Annotated in this window: 12 protein-coding genes and 3 pseudogenes; 8 read left to right on the plus strand and 7 right to left on the minus strand. The window is 36.0% G+C overall.

Going from position 1 to position 17,047, the window contains the following annotated elements; translation table 11 throughout:
- The first annotated feature begins 25 nt into the window (after positions 1-25).
- The 4 genes and pseudogenes from MHB53_RS03760 to MHB53_RS03775 all read left to right on the plus strand — a co-directional run bounded on the left by MHB53_RS03760 (position 26) and on the right by MHB53_RS03775 (position 6,794).
- Complete coding sequence (locus MHB53_RS03760; protein ID WP_340915813.1) at positions 26-346, plus strand: ArsR/SmtB family transcription factor; 321 nt, start codon at positions 26-28, stop codon at positions 344-346.
- Positions 347-359: 13 nt separating this feature from the next.
- Positions 360-3,011 (plus strand): heavy metal translocating P-type ATPase, encoded by a 2,652-nt coding sequence (locus tag MHB53_RS03765; RefSeq protein ID WP_340915814.1) that lies wholly within the window; start codon positions 360-362, stop codon positions 3,009-3,011.
- A 246-nt stretch (positions 3,012-3,257) separates the two neighbouring features.
- Positions 3,258-3,812, plus strand: coding sequence for a recombinase family protein (locus MHB53_RS03770; RefSeq protein ID WP_340915815.1), 555 nt, complete (start codon positions 3,258-3,260; stop codon positions 3,810-3,812).
- Between the two features lie 21 nt (positions 3,813-3,833).
- Positions 3,834-6,794: pseudogene (locus MHB53_RS03775) on the plus strand (Tn3 family transposase).
- A gap of 389 nt (positions 6,795-7,183) precedes the next feature.
- Here the strand turns inward: MHB53_RS03775 and MHB53_RS03780 are convergent.
- Positions 7,184-8,737, minus strand: coding sequence for a hypothetical protein (locus MHB53_RS03780; protein ID WP_340915817.1), 1,554 nt, complete (start codon positions 8,735-8,737; stop codon positions 7,184-7,186).
- Positions 8,730-9,281: a sigma-70 family RNA polymerase sigma factor gene (locus tag MHB53_RS03785; protein WP_340915819.1), complete on the minus strand. Its 552-nt coding sequence runs from the start codon at positions 9,279-9,281 to the stop codon at positions 8,730-8,732. Before MHB53_RS03785 ends, MHB53_RS03780 begins: the two co-directional genes overlap by 8 nt.
- Before the next feature lie 858 nt (positions 9,282-10,139).
- Between MHB53_RS03785 and MHB53_RS26220 the strand changes: the two are divergent.
- Positions 10,140-10,514: pseudogene (locus tag MHB53_RS26220) on the plus strand (site-specific integrase); the annotation flags it as partial.
- Positions 10,515-10,553: 39 nt separating this feature from the next.
- Positions 10,554-11,000 carry a hypothetical protein gene (locus MHB53_RS03790; protein WP_340915821.1) on the plus strand — a complete coding sequence of 149 codons (447 nt, stop codon included), beginning with the start codon at positions 10,554-10,556 and terminating at the stop codon, positions 10,998-11,000.
- Between the two features lie 67 nt (positions 11,001-11,067).
- Here MHB53_RS03790 and MHB53_RS03795 read toward each other — a convergent pair whose 3' ends face one another.
- Together MHB53_RS03795 and MHB53_RS03800 are read right to left on the minus strand one after the other, a co-directional pair.
- The gene (locus tag MHB53_RS03795) at positions 11,068-11,406 is read right to left on the minus strand and encodes a YolD-like family protein (RefSeq protein ID WP_340915823.1); all 339 of its coding nucleotides are present in this window, start codon (positions 11,404-11,406) and stop codon (positions 11,068-11,070) included.
- 643 nt (positions 11,407-12,049) lie between these two features.
- On the minus strand, positions 12,050-13,237 hold the full coding sequence (locus tag MHB53_RS03800; protein ID WP_340915825.1) for an MFS transporter: 1,188 nt from the start codon (positions 13,235-13,237) through the stop codon (positions 12,050-12,052).
- 324 nt (positions 13,238-13,561) lie between these two features.
- On the opposite strand from MHB53_RS03800, the gene MHB53_RS03805 reads away from it, so the two are divergent.
- On the plus strand, positions 13,562-13,999 hold the full coding sequence (locus MHB53_RS03805) for a MerR family transcriptional regulator (RefSeq protein ID WP_340915826.1): 438 nt from the start codon (positions 13,562-13,564) through the stop codon (positions 13,997-13,999).
- Between the two features lie 472 nt (positions 14,000-14,471).
- On the opposite strand, the gene MHB53_RS03810 is transcribed toward MHB53_RS03805, so the two are convergent.
- The gene (locus MHB53_RS03810) at positions 14,472-15,065 is read right to left on the minus strand and encodes a TetR/AcrR family transcriptional regulator (RefSeq protein ID WP_340915827.1); all 594 of its coding nucleotides are present in this window, start codon (positions 15,063-15,065) and stop codon (positions 14,472-14,474) included.
- Positions 15,066-15,179: 114 nt separating this feature from the next.
- On the opposite strand from MHB53_RS03810, the gene MHB53_RS03815 reads away from it, so the two are divergent.
- The gene (locus tag MHB53_RS03815) at positions 15,180-16,364 is read left to right on the plus strand and encodes an MFS transporter (protein ID WP_340915828.1); all 1,185 of its coding nucleotides are present in this window, start codon (positions 15,180-15,182) and stop codon (positions 16,362-16,364) included.
- Between the two features lie 120 nt (positions 16,365-16,484).
- Here the strand turns inward: MHB53_RS03815 and MHB53_RS03820 are convergent, their stop codons facing one another.
- Positions 16,485-16,616, minus strand: coding sequence for a hypothetical protein (locus tag MHB53_RS03820; RefSeq protein ID WP_340915829.1), 132 nt, complete (start codon positions 16,614-16,616; stop codon positions 16,485-16,487).
- Between the two features lie 64 nt (positions 16,617-16,680).
- Positions 16,681-16,896: pseudogene (locus MHB53_RS03825) on the minus strand (ATP-binding protein); the annotation flags it as partial.
- Positions 16,897-17,047: the final 151 nt, after the last annotated feature.

Genomic DNA, 17,047 nt, shown 5'->3' on the forward strand with positions numbered 1-17,047 from the left:
TGTCTAATGTGTTAGGAGGTAAAATATGAAAAGTAAAAATCTTGACACAAAAGTAAAGCTGGTCCATGGATTTTCTAATAAAACAAGGCTTCAAATTCTCGAAAGCATAAAAGACCATGAAAAAACTGTATCTCAAATTGTAGAAGAGATTAATGGGAACCAATCAAATATTTCACAACATCTTGCGTGTTTAAAGGGATGTGGAATTATTGTTGGAAGAAATGAAGGAAAATACTGTTATTACAGCTTACGAAACCAACATATACGTGATTTGTTAACGATGTTCGACGTAGTTCTTGAAGATGTTCAAAATGATGTTGCATGTTGCGACAGTCATATAGAGTAGGGGTGTTTTTAGAATGGCTGATAAATGTTGTAGTACCAATAACAACACCGAAGAAACTAAAAAACAAGTATCAAGTTGTTGTTCAAGCAACAAAGATAAACTTGGTAGTTCTTCTTCAGTAACTGATTTTATAAAAAAAGAAAATAGTTGTTGCAGTAGTGAATCAACAAATGAAGAAGAGAAAGAAGTTGAAAAAACAAGCTGTTGCAGTAGCTCTAATTCAAGCGAAAATAAACAAGAAGCTAGCAGCAGTTGTTGTAGCAAAACGATTAAAGAAAATGGAGATATGGAAAAGTCTAGTTGCTGTAGTAGCAATGAACAAGATATAAAGAAATCAATTCCTGACTCCAATATTTCTGGTGAAAAGAAAGAATTTAGGGTTCACGGTATGGATTGTCCTGCTTGTGCTAAAACAATCGAAAAAGGATTAAACTCTTTAAAAGATATTCAAGAGGTAAAGGTCAATTACAGCACAGCTAAAATGCAGGTAATTGCAAATAACCCTTCTGCTTTTAATCCGATTGAAACTGAAATAAAAAAACTTGGATACTCAGTAGAGCAATTAAATCAAAATAAAAACATTAAAACGTACGATATTGAAGGAATGGACTGTGGCAGTTGTGCTAAAAGCATTGAAAATCATTTTAGTTCCCATCCATCCGTTAAAAACATCAGTGTTAATTTCTCTACAGGGAAAATGAAAATAGAGCATTCCAATAGTATTGAAGATATTATATCTGAGGTTTCTAAAATCGGTTATAAAGCTTCATTACAATCAAAAAATAAATCGACACAGACTCACAAAAATAAAAACGATAATGGATTAATTATCGTTTCTGGTGTAATAATTGCTCTTGGTTTTATTGGTTCTTTCACTGGAATTTCTACCTTGATGTACACATTGCTATATGCAATAGCGATGGTAATAAGTGGTTATAAACCTGTTAAGAGTGCTTATTATGCAATCAAAAGTCGTTCACTTGATATGAATGTTCTAATGTCTGCTGCTGCTATTGGAGCTGCACTTATAGGGGAATGGCTTGAAGGTGCTACCGTGGTTTGGCTATTTGCTATTGGTAATTTCCTACAAACTAAATCTATTGAAAGAACAAGGGATTCTATCCGCAACCTTATGGACTTAGCCCCTCCAGAAGCTTGGGTTAAAGTAGATTCTGAGGTTATTAAGAAGCCTGTTGAAGAAATATCTGTTGGTGAGATCATTATAGTTAAACCAGGAGATAAAATTCCACTAGACGGAGAAATTATTCAAGGAGAATCGAGCGTCAATCAGGCTCCTATTACAGGAGAATCTATTCCTGTAGATAAGGAAATTGGTGACACAGTTTACGCCGGTACTATAAATGAAAATGGGTCCCTTGAGATAAAGGTTACGAAATTAGTTGAAGATACAACCATATCAAAAATCATCCATTTGGTTGAAGAAGCACAAGAGCAAAAAGCACCAACAGAAGCTTTTGTAGATAAGTTTGCTAGTATTTATACACCAATAGTATTTATTCTAGCTTTAGCAATTATAATTTTGCCTCCACTAATTGGAATCGGCACTTGGGGAGATTGGTTTTATAAGGGTCTAGAACTATTAGTTGTAGCTTGTCCTTGTGCATTGGTAATTTCTACTCCTGTTGCAATAGTATCTGCCATAGGGAATGCTGCTAAGAACGGAGTCTTAATTAAAGGTGGAACTTTCTTAGAAATTGCAGGATCCATCAATGCAATTGCATTTGATAAAACAGGTACTCTGACTGAGGGGAAACCTAAAGTCTCAGAATTCAAGGCATTAAACACAACAGAAGAAGAATTGTTTTCAATAGCCTTAACACTAGAAGATTACTCAACACATCCTATAGCAAAAGCGATTGTTGAATATTCCAATGAAAAAGGAATTCAACCTAAAAATGGTGAGTTATTCAAAAGTATTGTTGGAAAAGGTGTTCAAGCCACAATTGAAGGAGACATCTTTTACGCAGGTAACCTTAAGTTGTTTGAAGAAATTAAAGTATCGTTAGATGATGTAAAGAAACGTGTTCAAGATATACAGAACAAAGGGAAAACTGTAGTTATTATAGGGACACAACATCAAATTATTGGTTTAATTGCAGTTTCTGATACAATACGTGAAACAACTTCTTCAGCTCTAGAAGCATTAAAACAAAGTGGAGTTAAACAAACTGTAATGTTGACTGGAGATAATGAAGGAACTGCTAAGATGATTGCATCAGAAGCGAATGTTAGTCGCTATTTCGCAGAATTACTGCCAGAGGATAAAGTAGATGCCATAAAGAAACTTCAAAATGAAGGATATAAGGTGGCAATGGTAGGAGACGGTATTAATGATGCTCCGGCACTTGCAACTGCTGATTTAGGGATAGCTATGGGTGGTGCAGGAACTGACACTGCAATGGAGACAGCAGATATTGTTTTAATGGCAGATAATCTTGACAAACTTCCTCATACAATGAAATTAAGCAGAAAAGCCTTAACTATTATCAAACAAAATATTTGGTTCTCAATAATTATTAAAATCATTGCATTAACCTTAATCTTTCCTGGTTGGCTCACTCTCTGGATGGCTGTATTAAGTGATACAGGTGCTGCCCTAATTGTTATTTTAAATTCAATAAGATTATTAAAATTTAAGAAGTAGATTATTATCGGGGAGTTTCTTCATAGAAACATCCCCTTTTTTACATTAAAGAGAATCTCTTGTTGTACTAACCTTTCAAAGTAAATAAAACATTCCCTAAAACGAACGTTTTAGGGAATGTTTTTCGCATGCTTATATTTACGTAATTTTATACTGTTTATCGTTCCCTAAACTATTCCCTTTAACTTTTTCCCTAAAATTGACGGTTCCGTATTAGGGAATAATTAATTTCAGGAGGGGAATAGAATGGGGAAAATTTTTGGATATGCCCGAGTTTCTACTCAAGATCAAAATTTAGAATTACAAATGGATGCCTTAAAAAAAGCTGGTGCAGTTGTTATCTACAAAGAAAAAATGACAGGAACAAAAAAAGAGCGTTTAGAATTAGTGCAACTCTTAAAAGCAATAAGTGAAGGAGATACAGTGGTTGTCTATAAACTAGATCGTATCTCAAGATCTACCAAGCACTTAATTGAATTAGCAGAAACCTTTGAGGAAAGAAAAGTGAATTTTGTTTCTATAAGTGACAAGATTGATACATCAACTGCAATGGGTCGTTTTTTCTTCCGTACCATGGCAAGTATTGCTGAACTAGAACGTGATATCATCAGTGAACGCACGAAAGCAGGCTTACAATCAGCAAGAATTAGAGGTAGAAATGGCGGTAGACCAATTAAGGATCCAAAATTAGTAGAAAGAGCATTAAAACTACATGCTTCTAAGGAGTACAGTATAAAAGAAATTTCTGATATGACCGGTGTTAGTAAATCCGTGTTGTATCGAGCTATAGATCGTATATAGAAATGAACAGGAGGAACTATCTTGTATTTGAGAGCAAGAGAACTACTTACACCCGAACAACGCATGGATTTCATGACAATTCCAGCTGATGTTAGCGAGTGGGAAATAGCTACCTCCTACACTTTATCCCCACATGATTTAGAAGTGATTAAACGTCGAAGACGAGACTATAATCGACTCGGATTTGCCGTTCAGTTATGTGTGTTTCGCTTTCCGGGATGGACATTATCGGATGTTAAAGAAATACCTAAGTCAGTTATACGGTTTATTGCCAATCAAATTAAGGTAGATCCCCTGGAATTTCAATCGTATGCAGAACGGGAACAAACTAAGCATGAACATATGGATGAAATTAGGAAAGAGTATGGTTATAAGAACTTCTCAGTAAAAGAATATCGAAACATCTCTTCTTCTTTACTAAGTCATGCAATGGAAAATGAGAACTCAATGTACTTGATTAGGACGGCTATCGAAGAAATGAAAAAGCAAAAAAATATTCTCCCAGCTATGTCGACGATTGAACGTCTGGTTTGGCAAACACGCCATCGAGCTGAACAAAAAATATATAAGATATTATCGCGGTCTCTATCCTCTTTACAAAAGGAAAGATTGATCCTAATGACGGAGTCTACTCTGGATAGTGGAAAAACACCCCTTGCTTGGTTAAAAGAAATCCCAGGACAATCTTCACCTGATGCCTTCTTAAAAGTCATTGAACGGTTAGAGTATATTAAAAAACTTGAGTTATCTATTGATTGTAATGACATACACCCGAACCGGCTTCTTCAATTGTCGCGTTTAGGTGCGCGATATGAACCTCATTCCTTCCGAAGATTTAATAAGACTAAAAAATATGCCATTCTTGTGGCTTATCTCTTAAATCTCAGTCAAGACTTAATCGATCAAGCCATTGAAATCCATGATCGCCAAATTATGATCTTGCAGTCAAAGGGCCGTAAGGCCCAAGAAGAAATGCAAAGACAAAACGGTAAATCAATTAATGAAAAAATCATACAGTTTGCTAACATCGGTGCTGCACTTATTAAAGCAAGGAATAAAGGATTGGATCCATTTACTACATTAGATACCGTCATGTCTTGGGAAAAAATGATTACATCGGTGGAAGAAGCCAAACAATTATCACGTCCCAACGACTATGATTATTTAGACTTTTAGAAAAACGATTTTTTTATCTTCGAAAATATACGCCTACCTTACTTAAATCACTAGAATTTCAAAATCGACCCAATCAGCCAAGCCATTAATGGAAGCATTAGATATTATTAAAAATATGAATGATTCAGGTAAACGAAAAGTTCCAGACGGAGCTCCTCTTGGTTTTGTCTCTAACCGTTGGCAGAAACACGTTTATGACGATGATGGAAGCATCAACCGTCATTATTATGAAATGGCTGCATTAACTGAATTACGAAATCATATTCGATCTGGAGATGTATCTGTTCGAGGCAGTAAACAACATAAAGATTTTGAAGAGTATCTAATTCCAAAAGAAGAATGGTTAGAAACTTGTTTACATCATAAAATCGCCTCGCTGTAAGCAGTTCGGCTGAAGAATATTTGACCGAAAGAATGGATTCTCTTCGAAAACGGCTGCAAGCCATGTCCAAAAATGTTGATGAACTAGAGGGTGTCAGTATAGAAAAGGGAAAATTTCGAATTGACCGCCTCGAAAAGGATACGCCCGAAGATGCAAAGGCGTTTAGTTCATCCCTATACAGCATGTTGCCTCGGATAAAACTAACGGATCTGCTAATGGAAGTCGCAAGTTGGACAGGTTTTGACGAACAATTTATTCATGTTTCTTCAAACCGTCCTCCCAAAGGAGAGGAAAAGTCGATCTTATTAGCAGCGCTTATGGCAATGGGGACAAACATTGGCTTAACAAAAATGGCAGATGCTACACCCGGAATTAACTATCACCAAATGGCTCATGCTTCACAGTGGCGTCTTTATGACGATGCAATGAATAAAGCTCAGGCAACACTTGTGAATTTCCATCACCAGCTTGCTTTATCTACGTATTGGGGAGATGGAAGTACTTCCTCTTCAGATGGTATGCGTGTGCAAGTTGGCGTGTCTTCTTTACATGAAGAATCAAATCCTCATTATGGTTCTGGTAAAGGAGCTACAATTTATCGATTCAAGAGTGATCAGTTTTCTTCATACTACACAAAAGTCATTAATACCAATGCTCGTGATGCCGTTCATGTGATAGACGGGTTGCTGCATCATGAATCTGAATTAAATATTGAAGAACATTACACAGACACGGCCGGTTATACTGATCAAGTTTTTGGACTGAGCCATCTACTTGGGTTCCGTTTTGCACCTCGCCTTCGAGATCTCTCTGATACTCGACTCTATGTAATAGATAAACCTGGTGAGTTTCCAACAATAGAAAAATTACTACGAGGACGCATAAATACAAAGGTTATTCTAGAAAACTATGATGACGTTTTACGTCTAGCCCACTCCATTCGGGAAGGGAAAGTTTCTGGTTCACTTATTATGGGAAAATTGGGGTCATATTCAAGGCAAAATCGTTTGGCTACAGCACTACGTGAAATAGGTAGGATTGAAAAAACGATCTTCATATTAGACTATATTTCAAATGAAGCGATACGTCGTCGAATTCAACGAGGATTAAACAAAGGAGAGGCTATGAATGCCTTAGCCCGAGCCTTATTTTTTGGAAAACGAGGCGAACTCAGGGAAAAAGCACTACAAGACCAGCTTCAGCGAGCAAGTGCTTTAAACATATTAATTAATGCGATAAGCGTTTGGAACACGGTTTACCTTACCGAAGCAACAAAAGTCATGAGTGAAAAAGGGGTATTACAAGATCAGATGATAAATCATATTACGCCATTAGGCTGGGAGCATATTAACTTTTTAGGAGAGTACAATTTTGATATAAAAAGAATGACAGGACTCAACTCTTTAAGACCATTAGATCGATAAAATCCTGAGCCGGTATCCTTAGAGTAAGGGATATCGGTTTTTCTATGGTAAAAAATGTCTTAGAGTGGGTTTTATGTCAAAATGTTGGTGTTACCCCTACTATGTAATAAAGAATTTTCATGAAATCACTCCTAAATTATAGTATTATATAATATATTCTAATTCATAATTCATTTCTCTCAATTTTATATCTTTCTTTCCTAATTCTGGATTAACTTTGGTAATACCTTTTTTGAATTTCAGTATTTCACTAACCTGCCCCATTAATTGAAGAAAACCTCTAAGGATCAAATGAATACTTTATACAAATCTAGTTTACATAATAGCATATTACCGGCATTAAAAAAGGATCTTCAATTTGAAGATCCCTTTTAATTGCTTGTTTAACTTTATGAACTTCTTATAAAGTTAGTTAGTAATTCTTTAACTTCTTGTAGAGATACTTCTTGCGTAACTATTTCATATACAAACTCATCTTTTTCTCCTTTAAGATGAATATTTGGTGTCCCGGTTATTTCGAATACACTCCATTTGATTTCTTCCAAAGTAAACTCTTTCTCTTCTCCGAGTTCAGAATTAAAGTCTCCTGTTGTTCTAACTACAGAGTCCCTAGGGTAAATCCTTGTATATAGTAACCGTGAACCCGATCCTTTTTCTGTATCTGGCTTGTCATAGCTATATACTACATAAGCTTGCTGTTGCCCTTTATACTCCTCAATACTAGCCGAAAAAGGCGTTACTATCGTATCGTTGAACTCATAAAAATACGGAATTGTTTCTCGCTGAATTTCCATTACTTTTTGTACACTACTTGGGATAGCATCAGCATGTTCAATAACTTCAATATCATTTTCTCTTTCATCATTTACAGTGGAATTTGGTATATATCTTTCTTTATATTTGTCTAATACAGGTAAAAACTCTTTCTCTCCATATACTTTATTAATAACAAGGGAAGACGGGTGTAAATAGCTTATTACATCTCCTGCATTGTTATAGATTTCCCTTTTCAGAATGATTCCTGTATCTTTGTCAACCCAAATACGAAAGCTTTTTTCATTTGGTTGCGCATAATTAGTCTCTTTAACACTCTCATCTATGTCACCATAAATAACCATCGTATTGTGGCCGAGGACTTCTTCGTTCTGTTTTTCAATCTCCCATTGGTCTTCGTACCTTAAATATTTTGCCACAAATTCATAATAGAATAGATTACCACTGACTGGTGGCTTTTCTCTGAACTCTTCTTCTGAATCATATATTTTATATAAATCAATTTGGAAGATATCATTTGCAATAACTTTATCTTTTTTACCACTTAATTCATAGTTTTGGGAAACATATTCATTCAAATTTAAATCTAAAGTCCACATTGTACCGTTGTTATAATAATACTCATTTTCATAGACTTCAGAATTAGGATTATTTTTATCGGGGTAGTTTATTATTTTTTCATATCCGCCAATTACACCTTTATTACTATATTTGTACTCTACTTTTGTCTTACTTGTTGAACCATCATAAAAAGAATCCAAAGTTTCAAAAGTTCCAGCTGCAGTTTCAAAATAATCTACTGAGTTAAGTAGTCTCGTTAATATATCTTCTTTTGACATATCCTCGAAGTTCTCTTTCGGTTCAGGGTGTGCAATAATCGAGGACTTCTCATTCCCTTTCGTTTCTTCTCTCTTTTCATTAATTGCAAGGTTCTTCTGTTCAGAGAGACCTTGTTTATTTATAACAAAGTAGCCGATACTTCCGAAAAAGAAAGTGGATAAGCATAAACTTAATATCAACCCGATATGCGGAAAACGTCTTTTCTTACTATGTACATACTTGTTACCAAAACTTTTTCTTACTGCTACTTTATTTTTTTCATTGAAATCTAATTCTTTTAGTACAGTATCGTCCATGTCTTCTTTTAAGCTTTTTAATATATCAGTCATTGCTACTACCTCCTTCTAACTTTTTTCTCAAAAGATTCCTTCCCCTATACAACCTAGATTTAATTGTTTGATTACTGATCCCTAATAGCTGAGTTATTTGGTGATAAGTTAATTCTTCATAATAGAATAGAATGATAACTTCACGGTACTTAACTGGTAATTCTAATACACACTGTGAAAGTTCTCTTCTAAACTCACTTTCCATTAAATCCGACTCTGGTGTTTTTTTACTGATCATATTATTGGAGAGGAAATTATTAATAACGATATTCCTAAAGTTCCAACTTCTCAATCTGTCCTTACATAAATTTACTGTAATAGAGTACAGCCAAGTTTGATAAGATGATTCTTTTCGGAAGGTATCTAACTTTTGATAACACTTAATGAAAACCTCCTGTGCAACATCCTCAGCAAGCTGCTCCTGTTTTAAATATGTAAATGCAAGTCTGACAATCTTTTTTCCGTGCTCATTCATCAACCATTCAACGGTTTCTTCTTTCGAATAAAAATTTGGATCCATTTCTAACCCCTTATTTTCTAACATGATTTACACCCTTTCAAACTTTAGACGGAGACCGAAACGAATGGTTGCAAAAAATTAAGTAAGGGGGAATCCTCCCCCCACAATAGTCTCATTAGTTTAAGTTCAATCTTAATACGGTCTTTGTTTTAACAAAAACATCCAGTTCCCTTCAAAGTAAGTTATTCAATTAAAAAATGGCTCGATTGTTGAATATTATCTCTCACATTTAGATGTATATTATATACAAACCTAGTTAACATAAAACTAATTTTAGGAAGTTAGAAAAAAGCCAAATTTGATATATCAAGGGATTGGCTTTTTTTTATTGGTTATACACGGTTTTATGCAAGACTTAATTTCAAAAATCGCTTCTAATGTACCACCGATTGGACTTGTTCGGAAGGTTGGAAAATAATCGGAATTAGGCTGTTTCCAGTAAATGTCGGATCTCTGTTTTTCACTCAATGGTTTTCTCTTCCTAGAGAATTGTCTTATGACAAGCAAAGCGAATTGATCCAGAACTTTATTCAATCTGAATTTGTTAATAAAGGCATGGTTTAATATGTAATAGATACAAATCGTGACGTAAGAATGAGGTGTTTCGTCTTCCCTTCTAATATAATTTTACGCATCCAAAGAGTTTTAAAAGATAATAATCTCGGACACTAAGGATAGATTCATTCCGAAAGTACTGCAACTGGTTTTGAAATGTATCGTAAGATATGTGTCATCGAGAGTCAAGAATCCCTTGCAAACGTGCTTTTTCTTTTGTATTGTTATATTTAAAGTTGGATGCGTAAAATTATTTATAAAGAGGGGTTATATGTCAGGCCTGCAGCCAAATTACATAAAAGATTATATTAATTCTCTACTCGAAAGCAATATTTATCTGATCTGAGTAAATTCCTTTTATGGATGAAGGTTTATAAAGGAGCGAATGAGTTAGAAACAATAAAGTCCTTAGATGATAGCGACATTGAAGCTTATGTTGCCTATTTATCCGATAAAAGCTATTCAGATGCTACTTTCAGAAGGCTCCTATCAGTCCTAAATAGCTTTTTAAAGCACTTCAATATCTATTCATCTATACTCCTGGATAAACCAAAGGAACGCCCGTTGAGATCCCTGAATGAAGATGACTTTATTTCTGATGATGAAATGAGTAAACTGCTTAAATCGATGAGAAAACCGAGTAAGTCTGAAGCTAGAAATCATTTGATAGAGCGAAACCTTGCTATTGTTTGCCTTGTGTGATATTACGGATTAACACCAAAGGATATTACTTCAATCAGGATGAATGCAGTAAATTTATTTCAACATACTATTCAAATTGATTCAAATGGATCTCCCTTGATAATCACTCTTCAGGACGAACATCTAGAGTACATTCGCGATTATTGGAACTCTATTGATAAGGAGATTAGACCTCGTTACCGATCAAATGATCCACTGTTTGTAGCATTTTTCAACCTAACATTTAGGTTCCATTTTAATTATGATACTGGTATGCCGCAGTCGTTATCAATTCGTGGCATTCAGGAAATGATAAAAGACGAGGTAAAGTTGGCCAAGTTGAGAAAGATTTCTGCAAAGCATTTGAGAAACAGTTGCATTTTAGATAACCTATCAAACGCTGAGTCGATTAATGATGTGATCTCTTATTTCAGACTTTCAGATCCATTTTCTATTCGGTGTTATCAAGCATATCTATCCAATAACAAGAAAACCGACAATTCATAAAGAACAAAATTAAGTGGGAATTAGTAGTGCTAAAGAGAAATATCCCCCTCTCAATCGAGAAGGGGTTTTAATCCGTTATAAAATCTAGATTAGTTATACTATCATATTTTATCTTGTGTAAATCATTCATCCTGTCCCTGATCCACACTAATTTATTTATCTCATCAAGCCTTTCGATCCTACCTTCTATCTCTTCGAAAAAGCCATCAAACCAAAGTTTAAATTTTATAGGTAAATGAAATTCTAACGCTGTGTGAATCTTTTCGTCTATCTCATATAGCTGATATTCATCAAGTGAAGGCTTACCCGTTTTATAATAGTCGTTATTCATTTCTTTCAACATGGCCACGTGCTCAGGCAACATCAAACCCGCCCATTTCTTATTTCCACGATCTTTAATGGTCATGTGTAGCCTTAAAATAAAGTTTGATTAAAAATATCTCGTAAGCCCACATTTTACGTTAAATGAAAATAATCCGTTTTGAAAAAAGATTGATCAAAACGGATTCATTCTTTGTGAAATACTATGCAATTTTTATAAAAAAGTTTGATCATTTTCTACTTATATTGTTCCACAAAAGTCAGCAATAGGTAAGCCTTTGATGTTATCTCCAGCTTTTCCCCTGCTCCACACGGAGCGTGCAAGTTTCCCTGCACTCCGCGTTCCATCTAACAAAATTCACTTGATTATAAGTTCCTCGTTACTTCACGATTAAGGTTCTTAGATAGACTCAAAGCTTACATTTTTTTCGAAAGCGGTTAACTTTTTCAATCATTGTCCCAGTAAGTTGAAGTCTACTTACAAGTTCATCAATCATCTTTTTATCCTTCGCACGAATCAATCGGTGTACATCTTTGTGGATAATGCGAAGGTTATTAAATTGGTCGCTTCCTCCATGGTTTAGCGGCATATTGGAGCGACTATTCTTTCGGGCCTCAAGAAATTCCGATAGGCTATAAAATGTTTGTACGACATACAGATGGCGCCACAATTGATATACAGCCCGTACTGTACGACAACACGATCCGGATGCCAGCCCATTAGCATCCTAGGTATTGGCGTTCTTTAAACTATTATCCTGCGCCTCTTTTTTTGACAATGAGCTCGAAAGGATAAGGGTAATCGCTATGGCTATCGCAACTCCCAATGCACCGAACCAAGTAACGGCAGCTAGTGACACACTTCCAACAGCAATGCCGCCAATACCTGCACCTACAGCCATCGCTAATTGCATTATGGACTGATTAAGTCCAAGTAATATAGCTGACGATTCAGGCTCAATTGTCGCCAAGAGATATTGCTGTGTCGGTGCAGTGGCCCATGCTGAAAACGACCATAATATTAATACGATCATAACCCCGACCACTGAATTCGTAACGAGTGACAATAGAATAAGCATAACTATATGCAGCGTCATAGTGCTAGTAAGTGTAAATGGAATACCCCAACGATCCGTACTGAATCCGCCAAACTTCGAACCAATAAGACTGGCAATTCCAAAAATAAGTAAAGTTGTACTAAGGAATTTGTCACTTATTCCTGATACATTTAACAGATAAGGAGAAAGATAGGTATATGCAATCGAATATCCTCCAAGCCAGAAAAGGGTGATTGATAAACCAAGGATAACTTTACGTTTTTTAAATAGAGCTAGCTGCTGATGTAAGGATACAGGTTTATCACCTTCTATATCCGGAATAGTAAGGTATATAACAACCATCGCAATTAATCCAAGAAGGGCAATTCCTCCAAATACAGATTGCCATCCAAATGCATTTGTCATTATCCTACCAATAGGTACTCCAATGATTAAGGAACTCGTTAATCCCATAGTTATTATTGCAATCGCACTAGCTTGCTTACCTGGCGGAGCAATTTTGGTAGAAATTATCAGTACAGTTACAATAGCTAATCCAGCACCAATACCCATGATCATGCGGGCAACAATCAGTATTCCATAATTTTGGGAAAGAAAAGACAGTATATTTGCTACTACAAATAGTCCTAATGAATACATTATTAGCTTTCTTCTACCCCACTTTGCCGTTAAAACCAGTATGATCGGTGTACAAATCGCATAGGCGAGTGAGAAAACTGTAACGAGCTGACCCGCTGCTGTCAAAGAAACATCTAGTGAATCCGCAATTTTATCCGAAATCCCTGCCACGACATACACAGATGTACCCACTATAAAACTGATAATTGCTAACATGTATATTTTCCAAGTGTTAGACAAAAAAATCACTCCTTAAACGTTTATTAATACATATGGTGATATGAATTGCTTGAAAAACAAAATATCCAAGTTTAGGTAACCGGCCAACACGCTTCATATACCGCATTTTCGCATTCTTCAGCATCGACGACTTGGTAGAAACCGGATCCGATGATCGGCATTTTTACTCTGTTATTTCAAAGTTAAGTTTGCATCGTAATTCCTCCTCCCATTGTTCAAATTTAAAACAACAAACGGCCGATTTGCATTATAATAAACCTATCACCTTCGTGTTACACGAAGTCAAGCCATTTTTTCAACAAATTTTTCCAAGGAGGATTACACATGCATACGGTTAAAGAAGCTGCCCTGATGACGGGACTCACCGAGCACGCCGTGCGCTTTTACACGGATAAAGGCCTGGTGCCGAGCGTACAGCGCAATAAAAACAACATTCGGCTGTTCGACGAAGAATCGATCAACTGGCTGTATGGCATCAAATGCCTCAAGCAGACCGGGATGCAGATTGAAAACATCAAAACATACGTCGGCCTCTGCCTCGAAGGTGATTCGACCGTTCCGCAGCGCTTTGCACTTATGAAGGAGTATAAAGAAATGGCACTTGTTCAGCTCGAAGAAGCCAAGCAGCGCGTCGCCCATTTGGAAGAAACAACTCACCATTATCAGGCCATTCTGGAGAACCGCATCCCGGACACAACCAATCCCAACAAATGGGAAATAGATCGGAAGGACGCGAGAAGTGGTCCGGTATTCCGGAAATAGAAAGAATCGCAGCCGCTTTACAGCAACAGTCCCCAGTGAAACTTAAGTCTATAACTTGCTTGTATCATTCGCTTTTTCAGCCGTTCCCTGGATATCCAATGCCGATTGACTGAAGAGACTGAAGGGGGCCTATCAACTGGATTGCCCCTATTATGAATAGTCAACGTGAAAGAGGGCCTGGTAGACGAAAATTGGTTAATAAAAGCACAAAAAACTCGTTGATGTTTGACGAGTTTTTTTGTAGTGCTTCTTTATATAAGTTCTATATAAGGCATATGTTGATTTAAAACAAAGTTTGATTAAGAAAGTGTCACGAACGTTGATTTTGTAATAGAATAAGCCCTTTTATTTTGAAAAAAGATTGATCAAAATAAGAGGGCTACGTTTTTCTATATAATTCCTTTCTTTATAAGAATAATATAGCTACCGGATTATCGACTAGATACCTAGCAAAAACTAGTATACCGTTTAATTAAATATCACAAGTTTTGATAATTTGAGTTATAGCTTGGTCAATTGATTTATAACTTATTCCGTCTCTTGCTTGTGTAGAAATTCCATACATAAAAGCTTCTATCAACGTGCACAAAACATCCGCTTTTACCTCTCTAGTTATATCGCCGTTTTCTTGCCCTCTTATTATACATTCTTCTAAATTCAACCGAACTAAAGAACGTTCTTTAAAGACAAGATCACGTACATGGTTATTTTTTTCTGAACAAACATTTGCTGATAATACCAACATACAACCAGTAGGATGGCTAGAATCTGTCTGCATTTTGGCTGTCTGTCTTAAAGTTTTTTCTATTGCTACTTTAGATTTAATCGACGTGTCAGATAAACAATCAGTCACTTTACCGTAAGAAGTGTTATATCGATCAATAACTTCTTTGAACAGGTTCTCTTTAGAACCAAACGCTGCATAAAAACTTGCAGATGATATACCCATCGCTTCTTTTAGCTGTGCAAGAGACGTAGACTCAAAACCATGCTCCCAATATAAAACCATCGCTTTTGAAATTGCTAATTCTTTGTCAAATACACGTGGTCGTCCTGTTCGAGCCATACATTCACCTCCTTGAATACTTACTTATATACTAATCGATCCATAAATGATTGACAAGTATGAAAGGAGCTTTAAAAATAAAAAAATAGAATAATAAAAAGGAGATAACTTAGCATGTCTGATATTAGTCACACTCAAGTTTCTAACCCTAAATTGCCATTGATTAGCTTATTGGCACTTTCAATGGCTGGTTTTATCTGTATAATGACCGAAACTGTTCCAGCCGGTTTACTTCCTCACATTAGTAACGGCTTAAATGTTTCTACTCCACTTGCAGGGCAGTTAGTTACCTTATATGCAATTGGATCACTTGTAGCCGCTATACCGGTCACATTTGCAACCCAAAGCTGGAAGAGAAAACCACTACTGCTTTTTGCAATCGGATTGTTTTTTATATTTAATACGATTACAGCTTTTTCTTCAAATTACACTTTAACTTTAGTTGCTCGATTTTTTGCAGGAGTAGGTGCTGGAATTGTCTGGAGCATGCTAACTGGATATGCAAGAAGGATGGTTGCCCCAGAATTAAAAGGTCGAGCTACAGCAATAGCTATGGTGGGAACACCTATTGCTCTGAGTTTAGGAGTACCAATCGGTACTATTTTAGGAGAATCCTTAGGTTGGAGAGCTGTTTTTATAATAATGTCGATATTAACTTTTATCTTAATTATTTGGATTATAGTAAAAGTTCCTGACTTCCCTGGTAATTCAAGTGGAAATCGGGTTAGTATATATAAAGTGTTCACCATACCTGGAGTACGTCCCATTTTATCTGTTGTTATCCTATGGATGATAGCTCATAACATTTTGTACACATATATTGCACCATTTCTTGTAGAGATGAACTTAGGTACGAAAGTAGGGATCTCATTATTTATCTTCGGTGCTCTTTCACTAATTGGTATATGGGTTACCGGTGTCTTAATTGATAAGAAACTCCGACTACTTGTCTTATTAAGTCTAATTGGTTTCTCATTGTCTACTTTGTTATTCCAATTCTCAGGTGGATATACTATTAGCATTTTTATTGGTATCGCCCTATGGGGAATAACGTTTGGTGGTGCTGCTACTTTATTACAAACTGCGCTAGCTCAATCAGTAGGAGAAAAAAATGTAGACACCGCAATGTCCATGAATACCACAGTTTGGAATGCTGCTATTGCAGGTGGAGGTATTATAGGAGGTATATTACTAGACTCATTTGGAAGTATCTCTTTTCCACTAACTATTCTTATACTAACCGTTCTAGCAATTGTTATCGTCGTCTCTAACAAAAAACACGCTTTCGTAAAACAATAATATCTATTCTCCAGACCTGACGAAAATTGTTTAAGACAAAATTGAATATTGCGGACGTTTAAGCCAGTGAGTGCGAGATAGGAAGCCATTGGAACAGTATCATTCCAATGGCTGTTTATATTATTTAAAGCTCTTATCCTCTAATTGGTTATTAATAATCTCAATGGCCCAACGAACGAGTTCATTATGATCTAAATCCTCTTCCTCGTTCCATATACAGGAAGGTAGTAATCTTTCTTCTACTTTTATCATCACTTCCTCGGGTAAATACCTGTGAAAAAATACTTTGCTATACGATTTTCAACCTCTATTGGAATCATCTAGGTTCCGCCAATCCATGCCGTTCTCTCATCGAAACTTCTCCATCTACTAGAATCTTATAGGAGTCGTGAACGATACGGTCAAGAATCGCATCAGCTACCTGAGCATGTCCTAACTTTGAGTGCTATCCTTCTGGTGGAAATTATGAACAGAAAATAGTGGATGCTTTCTTTAATCTTGATCTAATAATTTCCAATACATGAAGAAGTACACTTTCTTCCGCTTCCTACTGTACTTACAAATCCCGGAGCGCTGTTAAAAAAGTTGGAAAATGGCACAAAGGGGATTACCAAGTTCCGATTTGGTTTAATAATGTACATCCAGATGAGATTGAGGGCATTGTTATATTTTTCAAACAATGC

It is taken from the genome of Bacillus sp. FSL K6-3431 (assembly GCF_038002605.1).
Taxonomy (GTDB): domain Bacteria; phylum Bacillota; class Bacilli; order Bacillales; family Bacillaceae_C; genus Lederbergia.